Origin of the sequence: Bradyrhizobium sp. CCGUVB14 (assembly GCF_024199935.1) — a bacterium.
Taxonomy (GTDB): Bacteria; Pseudomonadota; Alphaproteobacteria; order Rhizobiales; family Xanthobacteraceae; genus Bradyrhizobium.
Genome location: NZ_JANADS010000001.1, coordinates 2,964,582 through 2,987,474 on the forward strand (window position 1 = coordinate 2,964,582; position 22,893 = coordinate 2,987,474).

The following is a 22,893-nucleotide window of genomic DNA, read 5'->3' on the forward strand; positions in this document are numbered from 1 at the left end:
TCAGGCAGCGTGGAGAGCCGCCTGTTTGTCACGCCGATAAGCGAAGAAGCCAAGGCCGCAGAAGCCGAGGATCATCATGGCCCACGTGGAGGATTCGGGGACGGCCGAAATCGTGTTGCCAATGCCATCACTGAATTGAAGACTGTATTGGCTCGCTACAGAAGGATCGATAGTGAAAGTTGGATCGACCCAAGCGCTGAAGGAACCTCCGTTCCACGACGTAATCCCCGCAGCGAGCATATACACTCGATAGACTTCGTTGGCTTGCAGATCGTAGGCCTGATTTATGCTGAAGGTCTGGTTTCCCGGACCACTCACCATCCCGGCTACATGTGGCGATACGTAGTCGCTTACGTTTGTTGAGTCGACCTGGAAAACTGCTTCCCAATTCGAATTGGAAATCCCGCCGGCAGCTTGAATGTTCACAGGCACAGCGCCCGAGGCGCCCTTAATCGTGAAATAGTACGTAAGCTCCAGAAGGCCGTATACGCCCGAGATGCCCGGATCTGAATGACCCGTGACCGAGATAGAAGGCGAAGGCGTAAGTCCCACGCTGGCTACAATTGAGCCATTCACAAAATTAAGCGAAGTTGTTCCGATCGATGGTGTCTCTCTGACATAGTTCCATCCATCAAGCGAATATCCAATGCTTGAAGGATTTGGAAGCGCCGTTAGCGAATACGGAGAAAGGGAAATGGCTTCTGCATTTGCAGTTACAATCGACGCCAACAGTGAAGCGGCGGCGAGGCCGCTCGAAAATATAAGTTTCAATTTAACCCCCATGAGTACGCTCATAATTAAATGAGCCGCCATTTTCTAAGTCAACCTAAAGTTCAAGAAAGTTTTTTAACAGGCTGTGCATAGCCAATGAGCACGCCGGCCATTCGGTTAGGCAGGACGCGGGGGTTGCTCCAAGCGCACGGGCGGTCTCGTTTAAGAACGTGCTCCCCACCGGGGCGCCCGGTGCTTGGCATTTCTTGTACTGGAAGGTTCGATAACTAGTTGCCGTGAGGAAGCACGAGGAAATTGTGGGTAGCAACGAACATCACGCTGTGTGAGTCTGCGGGACCGGTGCCAGAAACGGTCGGCGTACCGGTTAGAGGGTCGAAGATAGTCGTCCCCGTGCTCGCAAAGCGGTGCTGATAGCGATAGGTGAACTGCAAAGATATGTCGCGGATCGGGCTGTACCCGTAGGTTGCGGCAATCGAAGCGTAATCGGTCGTGGTCGTAGTGATCTGCCGATTGCCGCTCGCCGAGATAGTCAGGTTCTCGCGGCTGTTGATGAGATAGTTCACACTGGCGCTGACGGTGTCTCGCTTGATCAGCGAACCTACGATGCTCGGCCCAACAGACTGGCTGGCAATGACCGACAGCGTCGCTGTCTTCATGAACTTGTAGGTGAGGACAGCGTCGCCGATCCAATCCAGCGCGGTGCTCCCAATCGGGACGTTCGAGGTCGCGCCGCCGATCGCCGACGTCGAAACGCCGCGGTCCGTCACTAGATACGCAGCGCCAATATTGCCCCTAAAGGACAGCACGGACGATAGCGCAGTGTCTATACCGACTTGATTGCGATAGATGTCGACCTGCGTGCTGAATGCATTGTCGTAGGCGAGCAGTTCGGCTTCGGATGATAGGCTAACGCCGGTGGTGGAACTGACGCCGTGTCGCCAGGATCCGCGGGCCAGCGTATCAGTAAAGGCGGTCCCGCCACTCGATGGCTCATAGTAGGTTCGAGTCGATGTCGCAAAGAGGCTGACGGTATCGCGAGCGTTCAAAGCACGATCAATTCCGCCAGTCGCCGTGACCCGATCTATGAAGCCCCTGGCTGGGGAGATGACGCCAAGGTCATTCAACAGCGCCAGCGCCGTACTCTGTTGTCTCCATGCGGCTTCGACGAATTCGCGGTCGAACTTGTTCTTTCCGTACTGCTCGTAATGCGCTTTCGCGCCGTAGGAAAGCGACTCGGTCGAGGCTCCCTCGACACCAGGACCCCAATATTTCCTGTAGGTGCCATCACCGTCCAAGGTGAGCTTGGACGTCGGCGTAAGAGCCTCGGCCGTCCCGGTGATCGTCGAATAAGAACCGACCGATCCCGCTTGGGACGACCTCAAGAATTGGTTGCTGTTGAGTTCGACCGTTTCGCTCTCGGAAGTCTTGAGCGACCAGTCCCACGCGAACGCGGCCGCCGGTGCAAGCCCGAGCGACATCGAGACCGCAATCGCAATCCTCTTCACAGTTGGTCCCGCCCCGGGTGCACTTAAGCTTGCGTCTTAGTCGAAGAATCCTCGTTCCGGGACCATGATCACGTCTCCCGCTCTCAGGACGATGTTGCCTTCGAGATCAGCGCCGGCCTCATAAGCCCTGTAATTGAACACATAGATCGTTTCGTCGCCGCCGGGGGCCCGTCGACGCACCTGGATCCGCTTCTTCGCAGCGTAGGGACCAAGGCCGCCAGCAAGCGATATCGCTTGCATCAGGGTGGTCGGTTGCCGGACGACGTAAGGCCCAGGCCTCAAAACCTCGCCTGTGATGAAAACCTTCGGCTTCAAGTCTTCTTCCGGAAGATCCTTCGGCGCATTGGCGAGTGCAACTGTCACATCCAGTGCGTCGTCCTTGTAATTCGGCTTCAGCTTCGATCTGAGGACGTTTTCAAGCGCGAGGGGGGTCAGCCCGCGAGCCCGGATATGCCCAGCAAGCGGAAAGGCAATCTCGCCCAACGGGTCAACCACCACAGTTCGGTCGAGCTTTGGATCCTGCAACACGGTAATTGACAGGGTATCGCCAGGCTTGAGCGTCTGTGAAAAGGCAGAGGTGGCGAAAATAGCCATCAACACTGCCAGCAAAACCGTCCGCATGCTTGTTTCCTCTTCGCGAAGGGCGCAGATGCGCGAAGTAAAGTTTTAATCCTAATCTTTGCTGATTAACTCAAGCCAAGACATGCCCGATGCAAGCAGCGGGCAACGCTCGGAAATTAATTGGTTTGAGGTAATTAAGGAACCCGGGAGAGCTGCTTCACGGGAAAAATGCTGTACTGTTGCTTGTCTGCAATAACGTCCCGGACCAATTGATCGCCAACGACTCTTTGGTTATTGGCAAATCCGTACACCAGCGCGGTGTCGCAGAGGACGTTGATCATTCGGGGGATGCCGCCACTGGCGGCTCCGATCAGTGCGCACGCCTCCTGCGTAAATAGCGGGCGAGGGGCGCCAACAGCCTGAAGGCGAAAGGCGATATAGTTGGCAACTTCGCGGGTATCCAGCGGCCGCAGATGAAAATCCGACGAAATTCGCTGGGCAAACTGGTGTAGCTTGGGCAGCAAGAGCAGGTCTCGCAATTGCGGCTGCCCTACAAGGATAAGTTGCAATACCTGGAACTTGTCAGCATTGATGTTGGATAGCATTCGCAGGTGCTCGAGTGCTTCCGGTTCAAGATTTTGCGCTTCATCGATAATCAGAACTGTCCGCCGGCCAGTCGCGTATTGGCCGTGGAGAAAATCCTGTAAATTCTTGAAAAGATGTGGATAATTTCCATCGAATGGCTGTCCCAGAGCCATCAATATCCACTGAAGTAGCTCCTCGCGCCCCTGCGGCGAGCTTGAGATCAGACCCAGCGTCAATGTCGGGCTGAGCTTCTTGAGAAGGTGCCGTACGAGGGTTGTCTTGCCTGAGCCGATTTCCCCCGTAATGACCGTAAACCCGGCGTTGTTCATGATGCCAAACTCCAGCATCGTGAACGCCATCGAGTGCATCTTTCCCCAATAGATCAGGTCTGGGTCGGGCAGAATCGAGAATGGCTTCTCGCGCAGCTGATAATATGACTCGTACATTCTGCCGTTCTCTAGCCTACCTTCTCCGCCTTATAGCGCAAAACCAGCTATCCAGGCCGCCGTGAGTATTGAACGAAATTGCCTAAAGAACGACTCACGATCGTCATTAAGGCTTACAATTCAAATCCTTCTCGCGGCGCAATAATTAACGAGCCTCTATGCAATTTCGATGCTAAAATCCATTGAAAGATCGATTGCAAGGCTGACTGAACCAAAAAAGATTACGTTTTTCGCGCTGTGCAGGTCGCACCAACCGGTTTCTGAAAACGCATGCTGCAAAAGATTGATTTTGAAGATAATTTTGACGGTCAGGTCGAGCAGGATCGGTCTCATCTGCTGCGGCCTTCCTATTATCTAGATATTATCAAGCGGCGCTGGCCTTTCTTTGCCCTGCCTTTCATTTTGATTGTGCTTGCGGGAACCGCCGCGGTGCTGATCTGGCCTCCGACCTATCTTTCCGAAGGCAAGATTCTCGTCCAATCGCAGCAGATTCCAACCGAACTTGTGCGACCGACCGTCACCAGCGCGGCGCAGGAGCGAATCCAAGTCATTCAACAGCGCACGATGACGCGGGACAACCTCATCGCGATCGCCGACAAGTTCCAGCTTTTTCCTGAAAAGCGTACGCTCATGTCGGTGACCGAGTTGGTCGAGTTGATGAAGAAATCGACCAAGATCACACCGGTCGATCCCATCCTCGATTTCAAGCAGCGGACGAGGGCCGCTCTGGAGAATCCAACGATCGTCTTTTCGGTTGGCTTTGAGTACGGTGATCCCGCCGTTGCAGCTCGTGTTGCCAACGAACTGATGACACGAATTCTGAACGAGGACCTTCGCGATCGCACGAGCCGCGCGACAGACACGTCTCGGTTCTTGTCCCGCGAGGTTCAGCGACTGCAGACCGAGAATGCGGCACTCGATGCAAAGATCGCCCAACTTCGCATTGCCCAAGGTAAACCGGCGACGGCGCCGGGCCAGGACCAGCCTACGAGCACGCTTGCTCAATTGAAGGCTGAATTGATTCAGAAGAGCGCGCTTTATTCCGACAAGCATCCGACGATTCAGTCGCTGAAGCGCCAGATTCAGGCAATGGAGAACGTAGCTCAGGGGCCGTCCCAGACTTCCACTGGAAATGACGCCGCGGCAGCGGCGAGCCTCGATGCTCTTGTCGCTCAGCAGGAGAGCTTGCAGAAAAACCTCGAAACAGCCACCGCCAAGCTGATGGCCGCACGATTGGGCGAAAACCTTGAAAAGGATCAGCAGTCCGAAAAGCTCGAGGTTATCGAACAACCGACCGTGCCTCAGGAGCCAATCAAGCCGCATCGTCCAAAGCTTTTGGCTCTTACGCTGGCTCTCGCGTTTGCAACTGGTGTGGGCCTGACGTTTGTTCTCGAACTGACCGACAAGGCGATTCGGCGAAGCAGCGACTTGGCTGCGATCGTCGATAACCGTCTCATCGTTCCGGTGCCTTATATTGCAACGAAGGCTGAGCTGCGCCGGCGGAGGCATCGCGGCATCGCTGCCGTCGTGGTGGTGGTCCTGGTCGTCGTCGCGCTCCTTGGCGGCGCCTACTTCTTCATGCCACCGCTCGATCTCATGCTCGCGAAGGCGCGGGCAGGCCTGTTCCGCTAATCCGAGAGGTTCCGATGGACTCGATCAAGCAGGCCGTGGAGCTAGCACGCTCCAGTGACAGTCTAGTACAGCAGGAGCTCGTCGGCGGATCGAAGCCGATCGCTGGGGGGCAGCACGAGCCGGTCTCGGTACGAGAAGTCCGTCTCGATGCGGATCATCTCGAGGCCAATCGCATCGTGGCTTTCGCGACCGCTGGCGAAAGCGGCCGCTACTACGACATGTTGCGCACCCAGGTGCTGCAGGAGATGGACAAGAAGAACTGGCAATTTCTGGCTGTCACCTCGCCCACTGCCGGATGCGGAAAGACCGTGACTGCGTGCAATCTCGCGATGAGTATTGCAAGGCTTCCCGAGCGATCGGCACTCATCGTGGATCTCGATCTGCGCAAGCCGATGGTTGCGAACTATCTTGGGTTGCCACGTAGCGGCGGTGTTCTCAGTGTACTCGATGGACAGGTGCCGGTTTCGTCGGCCGCCATCAAGGCAGGGGCCGGACCGAACAGCTTGTTTGTGTTGCCAGGCTCGGCACCATCGCACGGTACGTCCGAGTGGATGGCATCACAGACTATGACGGCGTTGCTTCAGGCGATCAAACGGGAGTTTCGTTCTCATACCGTGATATTCGATCTGCCGCCCATGCTGCTCGGGGATGATGTAATCTCGATCCTTCCGCGCATGGATGCGGTCCTGCTGGTGACCGGCGTGGGAAGCTCATCGGTGGCCGACATCAAGGAATGTCAGAAGCATCTCGAACGTGTCCCCGTCGTGCGTGTCGTCGTCAACAAGGTGTCTGAAAAGATCGATACCTACTACGGGTATTACTAGGGGCGCGAGCGCTCGGTTTGGTCGATGGTCAAATCGGGATCCTATCGTGCATCAAACGTTCCAGCAGGTACGAAAGCCGCGATCTCGGCCGCAGGCACGAAGTACTTGGCGATGTCGTACGTCTCCTCTTTTCGCGTCACCAGGTTGGTCCGTTTCTGACTGATCTTCCGGCTCATGATGCCGAGCAGGCATTTCTGCTTCACGTCGAAGACACCTGATCCGGAATTGCCGGTTTTCGCTACGTCGACAATCGCGGTCTTGAATCGTCTGACTGCCGCAGGAATGCGCTCGGGAGCGATAATGCGGGAACGGACAACGCCTTCAGGCACGACCGTGACGACCTCCTGGCCCGGTCGCGGTGGAGTGTCGCAAAGACGCATGCGCCTGAGCCTCAGCCGCATCGGCAAGAGGTTTTCTTCGACGGCGAGCAGGGTCAAGTCGGTTGCCTCGAGCTGGCCTTCCTTGATGGCTCGCGTCGGAAACTCTTGGCCTGATATCGCGACCTTTGGTCGTGTGAACCATGTCCGGCCGGCGACGTGCGCAGCGGTCAGAAAATAGCCCTGTCCGAGATAGATTCCGTAGCCGGGCCCCCATGTCTGCATGGGAGTTTGATGTATATTCACAGCGTACGCGAGTAGGGTCTCTTCGGACGTTTGGGCTGCGGCAACGTTGACGGTTGCCATCAGAAGCAACGCCATCCATGCGATGACGCGGGTGGAATGCTTGGCGTTGTCTGTACGACGATCGATATATCGTTGGGTGCCTTTGCGATCGTCAGCCGAGGCAATCACGCTTGCGGCCATTCGAAATCTGATCAGGACTTATCCAGGAAAAATTCCCGCTCCTGAGATGGCAATGCGGCGAGCAGCTCGCGGATAAACTGGTCCTGCAGTTTGAAGGAGGCCTCCTTGTTGAGGCCGATTGTCGATACCCTGATCAAGGAGCCGTCCGGAATGATGCCCCGCAGCCCGTATTTCAAGCGGCTGATCTGGTTGTCGACGACACCGTTGGAGATTTCGTTGCCGACCTTCATCCAATAAGTGATCGGCTCGTAACGAGATTCCCGTTCCGCGATCAGTCTCGTGATCTTCAACGCGCCGTCGGAAACGGCGAGTGTCGAGGCGTTTTTCTCGGACACGCGAAAGCCGTTCGCAGTATAGCAGATTTCGGGCCGATGAGCCTTTAGCTTGTAGTTCTGAACTGGGCCGTAGGCGACCAGCAGCATCACGATATGGCCTTCGCCGTCGGTGTAGCCCCGCGCTACTTCCTGGCTGTAGACCTTGGCTAAAAGGGGGTCTGGCGGCTGGACATATGCTTCCGGATCGACCGGCTTGACGGGGCTGATTTCGGGCACCAGTTTCCAGTTCCCGAATTGCTTTGGAATGACGGTTTCGAGGCTCTGGGATGCCGTCGTGCGCGCCATCAATTGACGCGGCGCGAAGACCTCTCCCGCTATGGCCGTGCCAGCGATCGCGATTGACGCGAGAACAACTCCAATCCGGCTGGACTTCATCGTGCGGCTCCTATTGCGACAGTTTGATTGGTAGCCGTTCTCGGGTGTCGGATAAAGGGCCGATGCTGCTGACTTGCCTCACAAAAGTGTCACGGACGGGCCGCAATCACAAATTCCCGGGTTAAGCTAAATACTGAATTCTTGATCGGGCGCCCTCGGCCGTCTCGACGGCTGCGCATTGGGCCATTACTGATGCCTCCATGCTCAAGGCCGGGGCCGACTTTGCTTGCTCTAGGACCTTTAACTATTTTGAATTGAAGAACGGAGCGCCGGGTGAAAAGGCTTCGCAACTTGTACATTGCTCGTGTGGTGTTGTTCCTGTCGGCTTCCGGCCTGGTTCTCGGTGCCTGCGGACAGAAGAGCGGAGACCAGCCGGCTGCGGCCAAAGGCCAGGTCGTTGCCCACGTCGGAAACGAAGTCATTACCACGCAGGAGCTCGAAAACGAGGTCAGGTTCGCCAACGCCCCTCCGGACAAGCAGAAGGATCCCGAGGTGCTGAAACGGGTGCTCGGCGAGATCGTCGTTCGAAAATACCTGATGCAGCAGGCCATGACGGCGAAATTGGATCGCGAACCCGGAGTCCTTTTGGATCTGTTGCGGGCTCGCGAACAAGTTCTGGGTAATGCGACGCTCAATCGCGCCGCGAACGCCAAAGCGGCCAACAGAACCGACCTCGATCGTTACATCGCAAAGAACGCATGGAAATTCGGCGATCGAAAGTTGTTTGGTGTCGAAGAGGTCATCATACCGATGACTCCCGCCACCCAGGCTTTCGTGAGTGCGAACAAGGACGCGAAGACGCTCGACGAAGTGCAGCAGCAACTGGCGGCAAGTGGAATCCCCCACGCCCGCCAACCCGGCGTGCTCTCAAGCAGCGATTTTTCGGAGGAACTCGTGGGGCTGGTCCAGAGGCGAAAGGATGACGACATCTTCTTCACCCGCGTCGGTTCGAATGGGATGTTTTTCAAGGTGAAGAGCGAAGAGGCGCGCCCTCTGGAAGGGGAAGCTGCGCTGAACATGGCACGACAGGCCATGCGGGCGGACACGATCGCTGCGGAGCTTGGTTTGGCCGCTTATTCGGCAAAGCTCGAGGCGAAATATGAGGGCGAGTATGCCGATCTCATGAAGCGGGGTGACGCCAAATCACAATAGGCTGCCCACGAGGCGCCCGTCCAAGCCACCCCTCTTTTGTTCAGTGTATAGAACATGGCAACCGTATTTGACGTCGTTACTGTCACGAGTTTTGTCGGATTGGTGATCGCTTTCTTTCAATTCTCAGATCGCGAGATTCGGACGCTCATGTACCTGACGTTGGCGGGCATCGTTTTTGCCGTCGCCAATCAGGTGGGAAATGCCGGATATTATATTCTTGCGTCGATTCTGGTCCTGGCAGGAATAGGGTTCGCTGCGCTGGTCATTAAAAGATAGTCGATTGTTGGAGCGGGCGATGGTAGTTTCCGTCGTTAAATGAGAATTGATATTTTGTCACAGAGCTCAAATTGACTGATATTCATATCCGTAAATCGTTCGGAGCGGGACTGTCAGCATCCCTTTTGGGGCCCGTGCTGATTGGCGTTGCCATACTTGGTGCCTATACGCCGACGATCCGCGGCCTAATCAATGGCCCATGGCAGACCGAGCAGGAGGGGCATGGACCTCTCATTATTGCGGCGACGCTTTGGCTGATTTGGCAATCGCGGGACCGCCTAAAGCGTGTGGAGCTCGCGCCGGCGCCGATTGCCGGATGGGCGATCCTGTTACTTGGGCTGGTGTTAATGTACCTCTCGCGGTTGCAGCAAGGATTGCTGACTGTCGAGATGGGGTCGGTACTTCCCGTAATCGTCGGCTCGATCTTGATCTGTGCCGGATGGCCTATGCTTCGGAGCTTGGCCTTTCCGATCGGCTTCCTGGTCTTCGCGGTGCCGATGCCCGACTGGCTCGTCGATTCGATGACAGTCCCGCTGAAAGTGTTCATTTCCGACACGGTGACCAAGGTTCTCTACGCAGCTGGTTTCCCCGTCGCTCAGAACGGCGTAATGATCATGATCGGAACCTATCAGTTGCTGGTCAAAGACGCTTGTTCCGGAATGAATTCGATCTTCGCTTTATCCGCTATTGGCGTGTTCTACGTTTACGCCTTTCGATGGAAGGAGAAGCTGCGGGGGATCCTACTCCTGTTGTCGATCGTTCCGATCACGATTCTTTCCAACTTCATTCGCGTCTTTGCGTTGGTCCTGATGGCCTATTACGGTGGGCCTGATCTGATCGAGGGCGTTGTTCACGATCTCACCGGCATCAGCCTGTTCGTCGTGGCACTTCTTCTGCTGTTCATCTTCGACGGGATCCTGGGGATGATCATCGGGCTGGTCGCCAAACTGCGACGCGGCGCTGCCGTGGCCTGATGCGGGCTCGGTGCCGAGATCGCGTCGCTGCTTCGATCTGCAAGGGAGATGTCCGGAGTCAGGGGGCGGCATGGCGCTGGCCGTTCTAGATGAGCATGATCCTGACCTACGCCATTCCGGACCTTCATGGTCGCTTCGATCTGCTTGACCAGGCGTTGTCGCTGATCCTGGAGCACGCCGGCGGCCAAGATGCGCGCGTCGTAACCCTCGGAGACTACGTCGATCGCGGACCTAATAGCCGCGAGGTGATCGAATTTCTGATGGATTGGCCGTTTCCGAGTCTACACCTTGTGGCTCTCAAGGGTAACCACGAGGCGATGATGTGGGAGGCGTGCAACAATCTCGTTGAGACCGAGTACTGGCTCGCGAACGGCGGCGCCGCGACGCTGGCATCGTATGGCGAATTTCGCGCCGGCGATTCGATTCGAAGCCTCATTCCCGAGCAACATTTGCAATGGATCAGTGAGCTGCCGAGCATCCACGCCGACACGCACCGGGTATTTGTCCATGCTGGCGTGGACCCGCGAGTCCCGCTCAATCAGCAGCGCGAGCAAACCTTGCTTTGGAAGAGATATCCAAGAGGGTTCAGTTCGGGCCATGGCAGGCGTCATGTGGTTCATGGACATCATGCCGATGAACGTGGTCCGGTCGTATCCAAAGGCAAGACCAATTTGGACACCATGGCGTGGCGGACGGGGCGTCTTGTCGTTGGGATATTTCGTGACGATGCGCTCGGAGGCGGTGTCGAGTTTCTGGAAGTTCGCGGAACGCCTCACGCGGAATAAGCGCGGAGCCGGACCAGCGAACCTCCTCGACGGCGAACGCTAACGAGATCCCGTCGCGGGAGGTTTCGACCTACGCAACAATCGAGGGTGCCTTCCCGGCAGATTGGAAGAGTTTGGCCAACCGGGCAGCCTCGTGGTCGATATCGTGGAGGCCAAGCACCTTCATTCGAGCCTTTGCGCCCATCGCCTGAATTTGTTCACCAGGGCCCTCCAGGCAGGCGCGCATCGCGGCGGCGAGGCTATCGACGTCTCCAGCGGATACGAGCCATCCGTGCTCATCGGGCTCAACCAGCTCCGGTATGCCGGCAACGAACGTGCTGATGACCGGGCGTTGCAGCGCCATCGCCTCCATGATGACGACGGGAAGTCCTTCGGCAAAGCTGGGTAAGACCAGTGCCCGGGAAGCGAGGATTTGTTCTCGTACCTCGGCGCTCTCGATCCAGCCGGTAATCTTCACAACGGATCGCAATTGGTAGGCGTCGACCAGCCTTTCGAGCTCGCCACGCATCTCGCCATCGCCGGCAAGCACGAGCTCGAATTTGAGTCCGGCGTCCATGAGCTTTTTGGTCGCCTCGAGCAGCAATGTTTGCCCCTTCTGCTCGCAAAGCCTGCCGACGCAAATGAGCCGCGAAGCCGTGAGGTAGGAGGAGCCGTCACTACGTTCATAGAACGAAGGCTCGAGGCCGCACCTGACGATCCTGATCTTGTGCCATTGATCGTGGGCGACCTGGCGAAAAAGCTGGCTGCGTCCGAAGGAGCTGATCGCAACGACGAAATTCGCCCGCTTGATCTTCTCCGGTAAGGCAATGAATTGAGCCTTGTCGAATTCCTCGGGGCCATGAACTGTGAAACTCCAGGGCGGACCGTCCAGCGCATGAACTAGCATGGCGACTTCTGCCGAGTTCGTTCCAAAGTGGGCATGGAGATGCTCAGCCTTTTCAGCGATGATCCACTGGGAGATGAGGCACGCTTCGAGGAGATAGACGAAGTGCACAGGTAGCGGCCGTTCTGCGCGGCGGCCCAGCTTCCAAACCAGGGCCATCGCCTTCAACATGGCTGCCGGTCGCGTCGCCAGCGTTTTGAAGAAGGCTAGAAGAAGGACCTTGGGGCCGCGTTGGAGTACGAAGCGTGTCTTCTGTGCTTCCGACTGGTCTTCGGGGCCGAGGTGATCCGCGCCGTCTCCCCGAATTGATATCCGCAGGATTTCGTGGCCTTGGCGTTCGAGCGCGAGAATTTCCCTTCGAATGAAGCTATGGCTGACGGCAGGATACCGATTAACCAGATATGCAATTTTCATCGGTTCGATCTCGGGCTGCTTTCGCTGCTCAGCCGACCGGTTTGACTGGGTGGCGAGGCTGCTTGTAGTTTTGCCGAGCTGAAGGCTCTCAAACGGCCTTCCATCGAAATTCCTCGGCTCTAGGGTAGATGAGCGCCAATGACTATCCCGCAGTCGGCTGAATGATCAACGGCAGATGGTGTTTCTGACCCTCATAATCGGTTTGGCGTTAATTCCGACGCTCACGCTTTTCGTCGAGGTCTTGGCGGCGATTGTGCCACGCCACGAGCCAGCCTCCGACGGCGGCGTAGCCCCCGGCACCGTCGCGGTGGTGATCCCGGCCCACAACGAGAGTGCCGGCATCATTCCGACGCTGAGAGACATCGTGCCTCAGTTGCGAGAGCACGACCGGCTCATCGTGGTGGCCGATAATTGCAATGACGACACCGCCGCCGTGGCGGCGGCTCAGGGGGCGCAGGTCCTCGTTCGCAGCGAACCCGACAAGCGCGGCAAGGGCTACGCTATGGCGTGGGCGGTGGGCCATATGGCGGACAATCCGCCGGATTTCGTTCTCTTCGTGGATGCGGACTGCCGCTTGCAGTCCGATTTCGTGACAGGAGCGCTCAACCACAGCAGTCAACATGCGAGGCCAGTTCAGGCGCTCTATCTCATGACGGGGCCGGAGCCTCCCCGTGACAACCAGCGCGTCGCCGAATTCGCCTGGCGTCTGAAGAACTGGGTTCGGCCGCTCGGCCTCACCTTTCTGAGACGTCCTGTTCAACTCATGGGCACCGGCATGATGTTTCCCTGGAGCGTGATCAAGTCCGCGCCACTTGCGAGCGGCAACATCGTCGAGGACCTGAAACTCGGATTGGATCTTGCCATCTCGGGCAGCCCGGCCTATTTTCTGCCTTCTGTTCGCGTCACCAGCGAATTTGCAGCGACGGAGAGCGGCGCTGAAACTCAGCGGCAGCGCTGGGTTCAGGGGCATCTGGCCATGATCGCCAGTTACGTCCCGCGTCTGCTCGCCGCCGCCCTCGTCAATGGAAATGTCGATCTGCTGGCGCTGGCGCTGGATCTGCTGGTGCCTCCGCTGTCGCTGCTGGTGATGATCGCCGGGGGCGCTCTGCTGGTCGCTGCCGCATTCGCTTTGCTCACGGGAGAGCTGCTTCCGGCGGCGTTGGCTTTTCTCAACCTCGTCTTGCTTGCCGTGTCGATCGTGCTCGCCTGGAGCAGATTTGGCCGGGACGTCCTTCCGGGCAGGCAAATCCTCTCGGCCATCGGTCAGGTCCCGCAGCGGCTGCGCCTGCTTCGACGCCTTGCGCGGGGCGGGGCATCAGAATGGGTCCGGACCGACCGTCAAAAGCCGGAATGAGCGACCCCGCCGAAGTCGGAGCAGTTGATCGGGGCTGGCTTGCTCGATCTCAATCGAAATTGACCGATTCGGCGTCTGGAGTGCGCTCGACGCCCTTCTGTAGGACCATTATCGCCCGCATTTTGCGGGTGCGAATGCAGTGCAACAAACACCGTCATATTTAATTCTTGATTTGCTTAATTGAACCGCGGGCGGGCGATGTCGTCTCCGAACGCTGAAAACTCCCGGGAATTTTGCGCAAATGCTTTCTCGCAATCGGGATTGATTAAATAACGAGTTTTATTCCGCTAAAAGAATAGGCGGATTTATTTGAAGATTGATATTGCGTTGCGTCCAGTCAGCCGCTAACAATCGATTTACCAGACATTTGTGGACCAGTTCAGGTCGGAGGAGTTGTCGAAAATGACACGATTTAAGTCTTTGTTTATTGCCGCTGCGAGCTTGATTTGTTTGTCGGCTAGCCAGGCAAGCGCATCGGTTGTTGTTGACTCGTTCACGGTCACGCCGACCTCTGTTGCCGCTGGCGGCAGCCCCACCTACGACCTGAAGTTGATCTTCAGCTACGACGCCGGTGCGCCCGGCAAGGCCGAGAAGTACACAGGAGGCGTGAGCTTCTTCGATAGCTTTGGTAACCTACAGCAGGTGGCGCTCGTTCCGTTCACCATTGCCAGCGGGACGGTTGTGAAGGATTTCTTCTTCGACGGCACCGGCTTCAGCCTCCCGCCGGGCACTTACTCGACCGGTTACACCTATTCGTTCACGGCTTCGTTCCTTTCGTCGCCCGGTCACCAGCCCGCTCCGAACACCTTCTCAGGTAGCGGAGATGGTCCGGTCGTGACCGCCGTTCCGGAGCCCGCCACGTGGGCGATGATGGCTCTTGGTTTCCTCGGCGTCGGTTTTGTTTCGTATCGCCGTCGCGCCGGATCCTCGCTTCGTCTGGCCTAACAGCAAGCGACCTATCTGATTTGGAAAAGCCGCTGCGAAGCGGCTTTTCTTTTGTCTGCTATCTACTGAGCTAGATTTCTGCGTCGCCGCGAGGCGACTTTTTTCGCGCGGTCAGCTCGTGCCGCAATCAATTCGAACAGCTTGGGCTTTGCACCGTGCGCGGCGCAGGTTCGGTTAAACCCAAACAGCTCGAAAACGACTAAGCTCGCACGGCTTCCGCGGTGCGGCAGATCCGCGGAGGTTAACCGTACCACGCACAGTTGAGTGATTTTGCTCTTACTGCCACTATTGGTGACGACAAACGGTCAAATCTGAGATAATAGCAGGTTAAATGGTCCTCACTTAATTGTCGGGCCAGCCGGAGAATTGGAATGTCGCTTAGGTCATTTTCATCCATCGCTTTCTTCGCCGCCTGCCTCGCCTCGTCGTCGGCCTTGGCCTCCGAGGTGACGGTGACGAGCTACGACATGAACAATGGCAATGGGGCCAACCAGTTCACGGGTTCGACAGGCGGACAGAACTACTTCGATTTTACCTACACGCAGACCGGACAGTCGACCCCGTATGTGAATGCGAACAAGAACGGTTCGGGGACCAACATGATCCCGACGGCCGCAAACTCGAATGCGGCGCCGCTCACGGGCGGCACAGGGTTGCTCACGGACGGTGTGATTCCGTTGGCCAATTATTCATCTGTGACGGGAGCGACTTCAGGCCAGTATGTTGGTTGGAAATATCAGGATCCGACCATTGTCTTCCATCTGACATCCGGCCAAAGCATCGGACAGATTAAACTCTACGTGGCCGCTGATAATTCAGGGGGACTGGTTGGCTCACCCAGCAACGTGACGTTGACGACCATTAACTCCCTGGGCCAGAGCACACTGATTTCGGCGGCCTCCTACACGGAGACAAAGACCGCTTATATGGGATCCCCCAGCACGGACGTGATTACGATCACGCTGAACAGTGCCCTTTCGTCCGACCTGTTGTTCAGTCTGCAACTGTTTCGTGGAGCCTTGGAAGCGGACGGAATCGACTACTATAACAAGCATGTAAAGGGTTATAATCCCGCAGATCCGTACGGGAAAAACACTTGCGATGGTTGGTGCGATCCGGATTTGATGGCGGACAAATCCAACGCGCTATATGCAAGCGGGTTTCGGCAATATGCGGCCGACGGGCAGACAGGCGATCTGATTCCGGGTTCGGGTAAGGAGCCCTGGATCTTGGTGAGCGAGGCGCAGTTCTTGTCCGCCGTGCCCGAGCCCTCGACCTGGATCATGATGATCGCCGGTTTCTTCGGGATCGGTGCGCTCGCTTATCGTCGCCGGCGCGAGCTGGCGTCCGCCTGATCATTTGGCGTTGCTTCAGTGCCAGGCATGCGCGCTGAAGGCATGTTTGGCTTTTTCCACAGCTGTCACAGAGTCCGTAGCGTCGAGGTATCTGCGTCGGCCGGTTCAAGCTGCATTGCTTTGCAGATAAGCGAGCAGATTTTCCCATTCCCACTGGGACGGTCTCATGGCGCGGCCAACGACTGCTACTTGTTGTCGCTCCCCTGACGCAGAGATGTCACGCCATCGAGAAATCCCTCTGTCGCGCGAGAGTCAATCTGTCGACTCGCTGGCCGAGATGATAAGGGAGGTTCCGCGCGCGCAACTTTTTGGCGGAGACATGTGATGTTGCCTGACTCGATCACGAGCGTGCTGCTCGCCGCGCTCAACGCGGCAGACGAGGCAGTCGAGCGTGATTCGACGCTGGCCGAACCGATCAATGCGGAAGTCGCGCCAGCCGCGCAGGCCCTGGCCAATTTTGCCAAGCTGTCGACGCCGGATTTTGCAGAAGACCGTTCGAACCGATTCGCGGCCACGATCTGTTTGAGCATGGAAAAATTCAAATCGGCGTCCTGATCGGGCTGCTACCTCCAAGGTCTCATCGCGCCGGCGTATGAGTCAGCTTGTCCCGTCGGCAGGATCATTTCTCGCGCGCGTCCGGCCGCCGATTCGGCTATATTTTAGCACGAATCAGTAGGCGTTCGATTCAGTATCCCGCAATCCCAGCAAGACAGATCCAGCGACGCGAGAGTGCTCTTTCGCGGCTGGCGTTTGCGATTCGCTCAGGTGGATCACGACGTTCAGCGAGGACTCGATGGCAAGGCTGTTTTCATTCCCGATTCAATTGACGAGGACAGGTTCGTGAACATTTTGAAGATTGCGTCGGCTTGCCTGCTTGGCGGCATGCTCGCGGTAACATCCGCCAACGCCGCGGGCGTGACCGAACAGTTCAAGTTCAAGAGCGACTCCTACACTATTCAAGGGCAATTCAAGTACGACGACACCAGCTTCGTCGTCCAAAGCATCTCGGGAATGGTTCTCGCGACCGGCCTCGCCGCGGGGTATGGCGGTACAATCCATAGCATCGTTGCTTCTCCGGTGGATTCCGACGATCTGCCCTTCTTCGTGGTGGACAATAAGTTCGATCCTGCCGCCGGAGGCTTCTCCTTCTCCGGAATCCTGTTTTCGTTCGGGACCGGGAATTACGGCAATCTGTATTTCTACGATCCGGTGCTTTCCAGTTTTCCTCCTCCTTTTCCCAATGCGAGCCCAGGCTTCTCTGCCTTCCTGCCGAATCCCCCAACCTCGACAACAAGCGGCGATTCCGGGCCGCTTTATTCTCCTGGCGAGCTTGGCACCCTTGAATTGAGCACCGTCAGCGCGGTGCCTGAGTTGCCCATCTGGGCCATGCTCATTTTCGGTTTTCTCGGAGTTGCAACGGTGGCCCGCCGAGGAAGTCGATTGAGATCTCTTGCGAGCTGAACGCGGGCCAGCTCCTCTCCGAACGCAGGCATTTGCCTGCGTCCGACTACCCAAATTCCTCTCGGCAATCACCTTCGCTTGGACAGGATCTCGCGACAGCGTATGCTGCTCGCGGCTTGGGAGTTCGTCCATGCAGATCATCGGAACCTGTCTGAATTGCCTGCCGGAATACGGAGCTCTTTGCGTGAATGGGCTCGCGGCCGCGACCTTCTTGAGCATTTGTTTCGTTTGGGATTACTTGCGCCGGGCCGATGTTCGGCGTGATTGACGCGCGCGCGTGAGGTGTTGCAGTTCGGCTGCATAACTTGAACCTCTCAATGCCTTTACCCTCGTGTGCGAAAAGCGGTGGCGAGACGTCTCAAGCCATAGCGATGCGCACGACATTCCCTGGCAATGCGTGTTGCGCTCAGTCGCCGGCCGTCTTTAGATTCTTGTTTACCCGAAAATTTCATCGAGCTGCGTGGTAACCACAATCCCCTGTTTAAGCGGTGTGTCATGTGGCGAGCCTATAATCATTGATGCCTGGACAGATCGCTGTGGGAAGGCGTGTCACGGAACCTTGATCGAACTCGTTTGTGTCAGTCTCTGACCAACGCATGGACACAAGCGGACAATCGATCTGCTCGGATCCAATCTGCTTGTTTTTTGGGGCGGGGGATTTTCATGAAAGAGGTACTGCCGAAGGCACCGAAGCTGCGTGAGGCAAGGAAGTCGAAGCGGATTCGCAAGAAAGCTCCGACTCCCGAAAGTATCGCGGAGCAGTATCTTGAAGTCTTGCGGCTAAGGCAGCGGTTGCTTGAGGCTCATACTTCGCGGGCCACCCGCCAGTAAGAATGAAGAACAAGTTTCTAGGCTGAGCTAAGGCGCGCTACCCGGGCCGGCTCCGTGCTCCGTCATGAAGCTCGAACGAAAATGGGCCCTGCCAGGAAGCCAATTCCCGCAACCAACATGGTCCGGCACAAACACAAACCCCAGCTCCGAGTTCGGATCGGAGCTGGGGCGCTGGCTAGCTGGGCTCATCAAGGAGCCTGTCGACTTCGTGCCCGACCGGGCAGATCTCGCGCGATGAAGTCAGGCTGGCATGCCTCCCGAGAGCCCTCAGATTGCAGCGGTCGCCATCGCCCGCTTGCGACGATAGGTCATGAAACCGAGACCGCTGAAGCCCAGAACCATCATGGCCCAGGTGGAAGGCTCAGGCACCGCGCCGGCGATCGGCGTCACGTGGCCGGTGATCGGATCCTTGGCATCGAGCGAATACAGAAAAATGTCGTCGATCGCCAGTTTGAACGAGCCGCCATCGTATTTAATTGTCTGGGCCTTGCCAAAATCGATTTCGACGTAGCCGAGACCGAGGAAAATCAAGCCGACGAGGTCCGCGGTAAACATGCTCGAGCCGGCGCCATTCGGCGACGTGAACGAGACCTTCAGGTCGAACGTAGTCGCGGATGGGTCGTCGAACAGGATGTTCTGAAGCGACATGCTGCCGAGGTTGAGATTCGGCCCCGACTTGTTGGTAGCCGTCGTCCCCTTGAAGTTGAGCCCGCCTTCGCCGCGCACGGCTCCGCCAGTCGAGGCAGTCGGGGCGGCCGTGCAGCTCGGTCCGCTCGTGAAGCATCCGCTCGTTGAATAACTATAAACAAGCGCAGCCCGGCTTGGCGCGCTCCAGAGGAGGGGCGTCGCAGCCAAACCAGCCAAGACAATGCTCTTGATTTTCATTTTCTGCCCCGTTCATACTTTTTGGTTTAATTCTGTTTAAGTCGCGTTTTCCGCGTAGGCCGATTTCGTAACCCGGTCAACGTGTAAGGATAAAATAGGATTAAAATCGCCGAGATGACCTTGTTCTTATGTACGGCGTGTGAACCTTTGGTCATAACTGCTCTGCAGGTTCCCGGTCTTGGGTGCTCCTCGTCGGCCCCACAGGAGAGAAGTCGAGAAGGCCGGGCTGCGTGCACCACGGGGTTCTGCCAGAGCAGCGTGGTTGGCTTGGAGCCGTCCCACAAATACATGGCGCCATAAAGCGAAGGGATGGTCGAGCCATTCAGCGTGAACCGAAAATCGGTAAGCGCGCCCGTGGTCGAAGCGGTGAACGTCTGTCCTCTTTGAATGAGGGAAACGTCGGCACGACGGATCCGATGCCTTGATGACATTGAGGCAACGGACGTCCGGGCCATTTGCCGCATCCTCATTCGGAGATTGGTGCGCCAGGCGTGGTTGGTTACGCGCATATCGCGGGACGAAACTTCCGTAGCCGTCGGGCTTCACGACCGTGCATTCTTTGCAGCCCTCGCGCGCGATCAGCGTTAGCTAGACCTGTTCATCTTTATAAACGGCCATTCATGTCCAATGCGCATTTCACGCCGTTGGCCAGAATCAAATTGACGAAAACTCCGCCATGGCGTTAGGCTTCGCGACAATACCGCACCAATAACCTCATCACGCATGCCCGAATTTTCACGCGCTGCGTTCACCACGTGGAGTGGTGTTGCTGTGGTCAATTGCTTGGCTTGGATTTTTACATGCTGAACGGACCCGCGGGACTTTGATCGAACTACGCTGCAGTCGCGTGACCGGCGTCGCTTCGCTCAATCTTGGTTCAATGCGTTGGTACGCGTTTTGCTTCTTGTTAGACCTTGGAGATTTTCATGAAAGGCGCATTTCCGAAGGTACGGAAATCCCGTGAATTGAAGAAGGCCAAGCGGATGCCAAAGCGGCCTCCGGTCGGCGAAACCATTGCTGAGCGCTACCTTGAAGTCTTGCGGCTAAGGCAGCGGGTCCTCGAGGCCGATACCTGGCGCCTCGACCGTCACTAAGGATTTGAAAAATGCGTTCGCTTTACGTCACGTCTCTCGTGGTCGGGATGGTTGCCTGGCTCTGGGCGATCACCACGGGAATCGTGTGGATCTTTGGCGCCTAAGACCAACGTCGAGAAAAGGACCACCCGAGGGCGGTCCTTCGAAGTTGAACGTTGCCGGGTTGATCAGATCGCGCTGACGGCCGGTTGGTTCGGACAGGCGAACAAGCCGATTCCGCAAAGTGACACGCGTGATGACCTCGCTGCAGTCGCGTGAACACTTTCACACACCGGCTGCTCAATAATTGATGGACGTCTGCGCGAAAATGCCCTCGGCGCGCTTGTCGCCGGCAAGCCTGAATCGGTACTGCAACGTCAGCTCCCAATATGAGGGAGGCGCAATATACTTTGTCTCGCCAAACCAGTAGCGGATCGAGCCACCGACGCCCGCGGAGTAGGCGTCGCGAACCGCGAACGAATCGTCATAGCTGGCCGCAATGACAGCGTGCGGGAAGAACACCAGGTTTCTGCTGATCGGATCCAGCCGGAAGCTGTGACCAAAGCGTCCCTCGAACAGCCCGACCAGCTGTGTCTTCTCGAAGAAGCGGTCGACCTCCGTGTAAATGTACCATGTCGGCCAATGAGTATCGATCGCCCGCAAGTCAGTTCCGACCGTGTAGGAATAGGCAGCTCTGAGCAGCGTGTCATCGCGAGCCGCGTCGCCGAGCCTGAACAGTTTGTCGACCTCAAGAACGAGGTTGTGGTCGGAGAACGGTTTCCACCGCGCGCCTGCCATGCCCTGGGTCGTACGCAGCCCGGTGGGTCCGCCAGCCTGATCATACAGCGTCTCGAACAGCCGGCCGAAAACCTCGAACAGTGCGCCGTTGCGGTTTCCGAACTCCTCGGGTCGGTAATAGAACTCGGATCCCAGCTGCGACGTGTAGGTGCTTGTGGGCGAGTTGATCGTCAGGAAGGGATTGGGAGCTGATCCAACCTTGCCGTAGGAAATCGAGCTGTTGACCCCCCAGACGCGGGTCAGATCGGCGACCGTCCGCCGTGTCTCGAACAGCTTCTGGTCGTCAATATTGATGCGTCCGTCCGCCTTCGCATCGACGCCTTCCTTCAGGTAGGCAATGGCCTTCGGATTCTGAAATTGCCGCATCGCCGTGTAGCCGGCATCGATGGTCGCCCGGGGAGGAAGCGCACCATTGGCTTTGGCACGATCGAACAGCTCCAGCGCCACCTTATCGTTGCCGACCGCAACGCCGATATAGGCCACGTCTGCGTCCCTGATTGACCGGAGTTGGCCGCGCGCGATTGCCGCGTCGAAGATCGCCCGTGCTTCGGGCTTGCGATCCAGCTCGAGCAGCGTGTTGATCTGCGCCTGGATGGCACCATCCCGCTGAACGTTGGTCACCGACAGGTGCTCAGCGGACCTGAAGTCTCGCAAGGCCTCTTCCTTCCGGCCTAGGCCTTGATAAGCGAAGGCGCGCCGGATGGTGAATTCATAGTCAAGGCCTGCGCGCGGAATGGAGCGCAGTGCCCGTTGCAGATCCTTGGTCTTCAGCGCGGTGTCGACCAGCGCGAGACGGACATTCCGAACTTGCTCGGCCGGAATTCCTCGCGCAAGCGCAGTCTCCCAATCTGCCATCGCGCCCTTGTCATTGCCGATACGGCCCCGCGCAAATCCCCGCTGGGCGTAGATATCGGCGGTGGCCACGCCGTCCGCGATCGCGCGGCTCGCTGTGGCTTCGGCCTCGGCCGGCCGGCCCGCCGTGAGCTGCAGATTAATCAGCAGCAGTCGGGTGCTGGCGATCTCGGGCGCGTCGGCGATCGCCTTCTTGGCTTCCTCGATCGCAACGCCATAGTTCTTGGCCCGACTGGCCTCGTAGGCCTTTCCAGCGGCTTCGATGCCCTCGGCCTTCTTGTCGATTGGCGTAGCAATGCTTTGAACGAGCGGTGCCTGCAGATTGCACACCGAGCCATATGGCGTATCGCGGCAATCCTGCACCGGCATTGGCATGAGCTTGCCATCGCCCTTCAGCGTCGCCTTGCCTTCGGCAGCCGCATCAGCGTCACCGATCCGTGTGACAACCAGCGGGTCCGTTCTGGGATATGGTTGAAGCAGGTTCTGGACCGCTCGGGCGTCGCCTGACGCTAGGGCCGCGTCGGCCGCAATCAATCGGATCTGCTTTTTCTCTGCGTCGGTGAGATCGGGAAGACCGAGTGCTGCATTGAAGTCGGCCGCAGCGAGGGTCCTGTTGCCGAGCTTCTGGTAGATATAACCCCGCCAGACCACCGGCACGTAATTGCCGGGATCGAGCTTGATCGCCTCCGATGCGGTCTCGGCGGCCCCTGCAAAACTATTGTCGGCGAGTTGGGCAGCGAGCAGAAGCAGGCGGTAGGACATCACGTCCGGCCCGTACTCCACGGCCTTGCGAGCAGCACGTATGGCCGCCTTGGTGTCACCCCGTTCAAGCGCCTTATAGCCCTCGCCAGCCGGCTGCTGGGCAAGGCGCTGGCGAATGCTGGCTTGCCGGGACTCGAGCTCCAGGTTCGAGGCAAAGGTCGCTAGCGCCGCCGCAGTCGCCTGTTCAGCCGATGCGAGATTTCCTGCGGCAACCAGCGAGTCAATCAGCAGCAATCGCAAGCGGAGGATATCCGGCCGCAGCGCGACCGATGAAGCAGCCTGGCTTGCGGCCGCT

19 protein-coding genes and 2 pseudogenes are annotated in these 22,893 nt (G+C 57.6%); 12 read left to right on the plus strand and 9 right to left on the minus strand.

From position 1 onward, the window contains the following. The 4 genes from NLM32_RS13585 to NLM32_RS13600 form a co-directional block, all read right to left on the minus strand. On the minus strand, positions 1 to 783 hold the full coding sequence (locus tag NLM32_RS13585) for a PEP-CTERM sorting domain-containing protein (protein ID WP_254129475.1): 783 nt from the start codon (positions 781 to 783) through the stop codon (positions 1 to 3). A gap of 215 nt (positions 784 to 998) precedes the next feature. Then, entirely contained in the window at positions 999 to 2,237 is a 1,239-nt protein-coding gene (locus NLM32_RS13590) for a hypothetical protein (RefSeq protein ID WP_254129476.1), read from the minus strand. Positions 2,238 to 2,273: 36 nt separating this feature from the next. Further along, positions 2,274 to 2,858, minus strand: a complete 585-nt coding sequence (locus NLM32_RS13595; RefSeq protein ID WP_254129477.1) for a polysaccharide biosynthesis/export family protein — start codon at positions 2,856 to 2,858, stop codon at positions 2,274 to 2,276. 134 nt (positions 2,859 to 2,992) lie between these two features. Beyond that, complete coding sequence (locus NLM32_RS13600; protein WP_254129478.1) at positions 2,993 to 3,829, minus strand: ExeA family protein; 837 nt, start codon at positions 3,827 to 3,829, stop codon at positions 2,993 to 2,995. A 270-nt stretch (positions 3,830 to 4,099) separates the two neighbouring features. Here NLM32_RS13600 and NLM32_RS13605 point away from each other — a divergent pair, with 270 nt between their 5' ends. Together NLM32_RS13605 and NLM32_RS13610 are read left to right on the plus strand one after the other, a co-directional pair. Beyond that, complete coding sequence (locus NLM32_RS13605; RefSeq protein ID WP_254129479.1) at positions 4,100 to 5,461, plus strand: sugar transporter; 1,362 nt, start codon at positions 4,100 to 4,102, stop codon at positions 5,459 to 5,461. A 14-nt stretch (positions 5,462 to 5,475) separates the two neighbouring features. Next, positions 5,476 to 6,285: a CpsD/CapB family tyrosine-protein kinase gene (locus NLM32_RS13610; protein WP_254129480.1), complete on the plus strand. Its 810-nt coding sequence runs from the start codon at positions 5,476 to 5,478 to the stop codon at positions 6,283 to 6,285. 41 nt (positions 6,286 to 6,326) lie between these two features. Here NLM32_RS13610 and NLM32_RS13615 read toward each other — a convergent pair whose 3' ends face one another. After that, on the minus strand, positions 6,327 to 7,088 hold the full coding sequence (locus NLM32_RS13615) for a trypsin-like peptidase domain-containing protein (protein ID WP_254129481.1): 762 nt from the start codon (positions 7,086 to 7,088) through the stop codon (positions 6,327 to 6,329). Positions 7,089 to 7,099: 11 nt separating this feature from the next. After that, positions 7,100 to 7,798 carry an exosortase-associated protein EpsI, V-type gene (epsI, locus tag NLM32_RS13620; RefSeq protein WP_254129482.1) on the minus strand — a complete coding sequence of 233 codons (699 nt, stop codon included), beginning with the start codon at positions 7,796 to 7,798 and terminating at the stop codon, positions 7,100 to 7,102. Positions 7,799 to 8,071: 273 nt separating this feature from the next. On the opposite strand from epsI, the gene NLM32_RS13625 reads away from it, so the two are divergent. From NLM32_RS13625 to NLM32_RS13640, 4 genes are all read left to right on the plus strand, one after another. Further along, the gene (locus tag NLM32_RS13625) at positions 8,072 to 8,950 is read left to right on the plus strand and encodes a SurA N-terminal domain-containing protein (protein WP_254129483.1); all 879 of its coding nucleotides are present in this window, start codon (positions 8,072 to 8,074) and stop codon (positions 8,948 to 8,950) included. A 54-nt stretch (positions 8,951 to 9,004) separates the two neighbouring features. Further along, positions 9,005 to 9,226 carry an XrtV sorting system accessory protein gene (locus NLM32_RS13630; protein ID WP_254129484.1) on the plus strand — a complete coding sequence of 74 codons (222 nt, stop codon included), beginning with the start codon at positions 9,005 to 9,007 and terminating at the stop codon, positions 9,224 to 9,226. A 71-nt stretch (positions 9,227 to 9,297) separates the two neighbouring features. Continuing rightward, entirely contained in the window at positions 9,298 to 10,200 is a 903-nt protein-coding gene (gene xrt / locus NLM32_RS13635) for an exosortase (RefSeq protein WP_254129485.1), read from the plus strand. Between the two features lie 89 nt (positions 10,201 to 10,289). Then, positions 10,290 to 10,985, plus strand: coding sequence for a metallophosphoesterase family protein (locus NLM32_RS13640; protein ID WP_254129486.1), 696 nt, complete (start codon positions 10,290 to 10,292; stop codon positions 10,983 to 10,985). 70 nt (positions 10,986 to 11,055) lie between these two features. On the opposite strand, the gene NLM32_RS13645 is transcribed toward NLM32_RS13640, so the two are convergent. Beyond that, the gene (locus tag NLM32_RS13645) at positions 11,056 to 12,282 is read right to left on the minus strand and encodes a glycosyltransferase family 4 protein (protein ID WP_254129487.1); all 1,227 of its coding nucleotides are present in this window, start codon (positions 12,280 to 12,282) and stop codon (positions 11,056 to 11,058) included. A gap of 175 nt (positions 12,283 to 12,457) precedes the next feature. Between NLM32_RS13645 and NLM32_RS13650 the strand changes: the two genes are divergently transcribed. From NLM32_RS13650 to NLM32_RS13670, 5 genes and pseudogenes are all read left to right on the plus strand, one after another. Next, the gene (locus NLM32_RS13650) at positions 12,458 to 13,636 is read left to right on the plus strand and encodes a glycosyltransferase family 2 protein (protein WP_254129488.1); all 1,179 of its coding nucleotides are present in this window, start codon (positions 12,458 to 12,460) and stop codon (positions 13,634 to 13,636) included. A 402-nt stretch (positions 13,637 to 14,038) separates the two neighbouring features. After that, complete coding sequence (locus tag NLM32_RS13655; protein WP_254129489.1) at positions 14,039 to 14,581, plus strand: PEP-CTERM sorting domain-containing protein; 543 nt, start codon at positions 14,039 to 14,041, stop codon at positions 14,579 to 14,581. Positions 14,582 to 15,831: 1,250 nt separating this feature from the next. Beyond that, positions 15,832 to 15,936: pseudogene (locus tag NLM32_RS46350) on the plus strand (PEPxxWA-CTERM sorting domain-containing protein); the annotation flags it as partial. Positions 15,937 to 16,260: 324 nt separating this feature from the next. After that, the gene (locus NLM32_RS13665) at positions 16,261 to 16,491 is read left to right on the plus strand and encodes a hypothetical protein (protein ID WP_254129491.1); all 231 of its coding nucleotides are present in this window, start codon (positions 16,261 to 16,263) and stop codon (positions 16,489 to 16,491) included. Between the two features lie 210 nt (positions 16,492 to 16,701). Then, a complete protein-coding gene (locus tag NLM32_RS13670; RefSeq protein ID WP_254129492.1) occupies positions 16,702 to 17,397 on the plus strand; it encodes a hypothetical protein in 696 nt (231 codons plus the stop codon). A gap of 1,098 nt (positions 17,398 to 18,495) precedes the next feature. On the opposite strand, the pseudogene NLM32_RS46355 reads toward NLM32_RS13670, so the two are convergent. Next, positions 18,496 to 18,612 (minus strand): annotated as a pseudogene (locus tag NLM32_RS46355) (PEPxxWA-CTERM sorting domain-containing protein); the annotation flags it as partial. A 1,427-nt stretch (positions 18,613 to 20,039) separates the two neighbouring features. On the opposite strand from NLM32_RS46355, the gene NLM32_RS13680 reads away from it, so the two are divergent. Continuing rightward, complete coding sequence (locus NLM32_RS13680) at positions 20,040 to 20,207, plus strand: hypothetical protein (RefSeq protein WP_254129494.1); 168 nt, start codon at positions 20,040 to 20,042, stop codon at positions 20,205 to 20,207. Between the two features lie 279 nt (positions 20,208 to 20,486). On the opposite strand, the gene NLM32_RS13685 is transcribed toward NLM32_RS13680, so the two are convergent. After that, a complete protein-coding gene (locus NLM32_RS13685; protein ID WP_254129495.1) occupies positions 20,487 to 22,832 on the minus strand; it encodes a tetratricopeptide repeat protein in 2,346 nt (781 codons plus the stop codon). Positions 22,833 to 22,893: the final 61 nt, after the last annotated feature.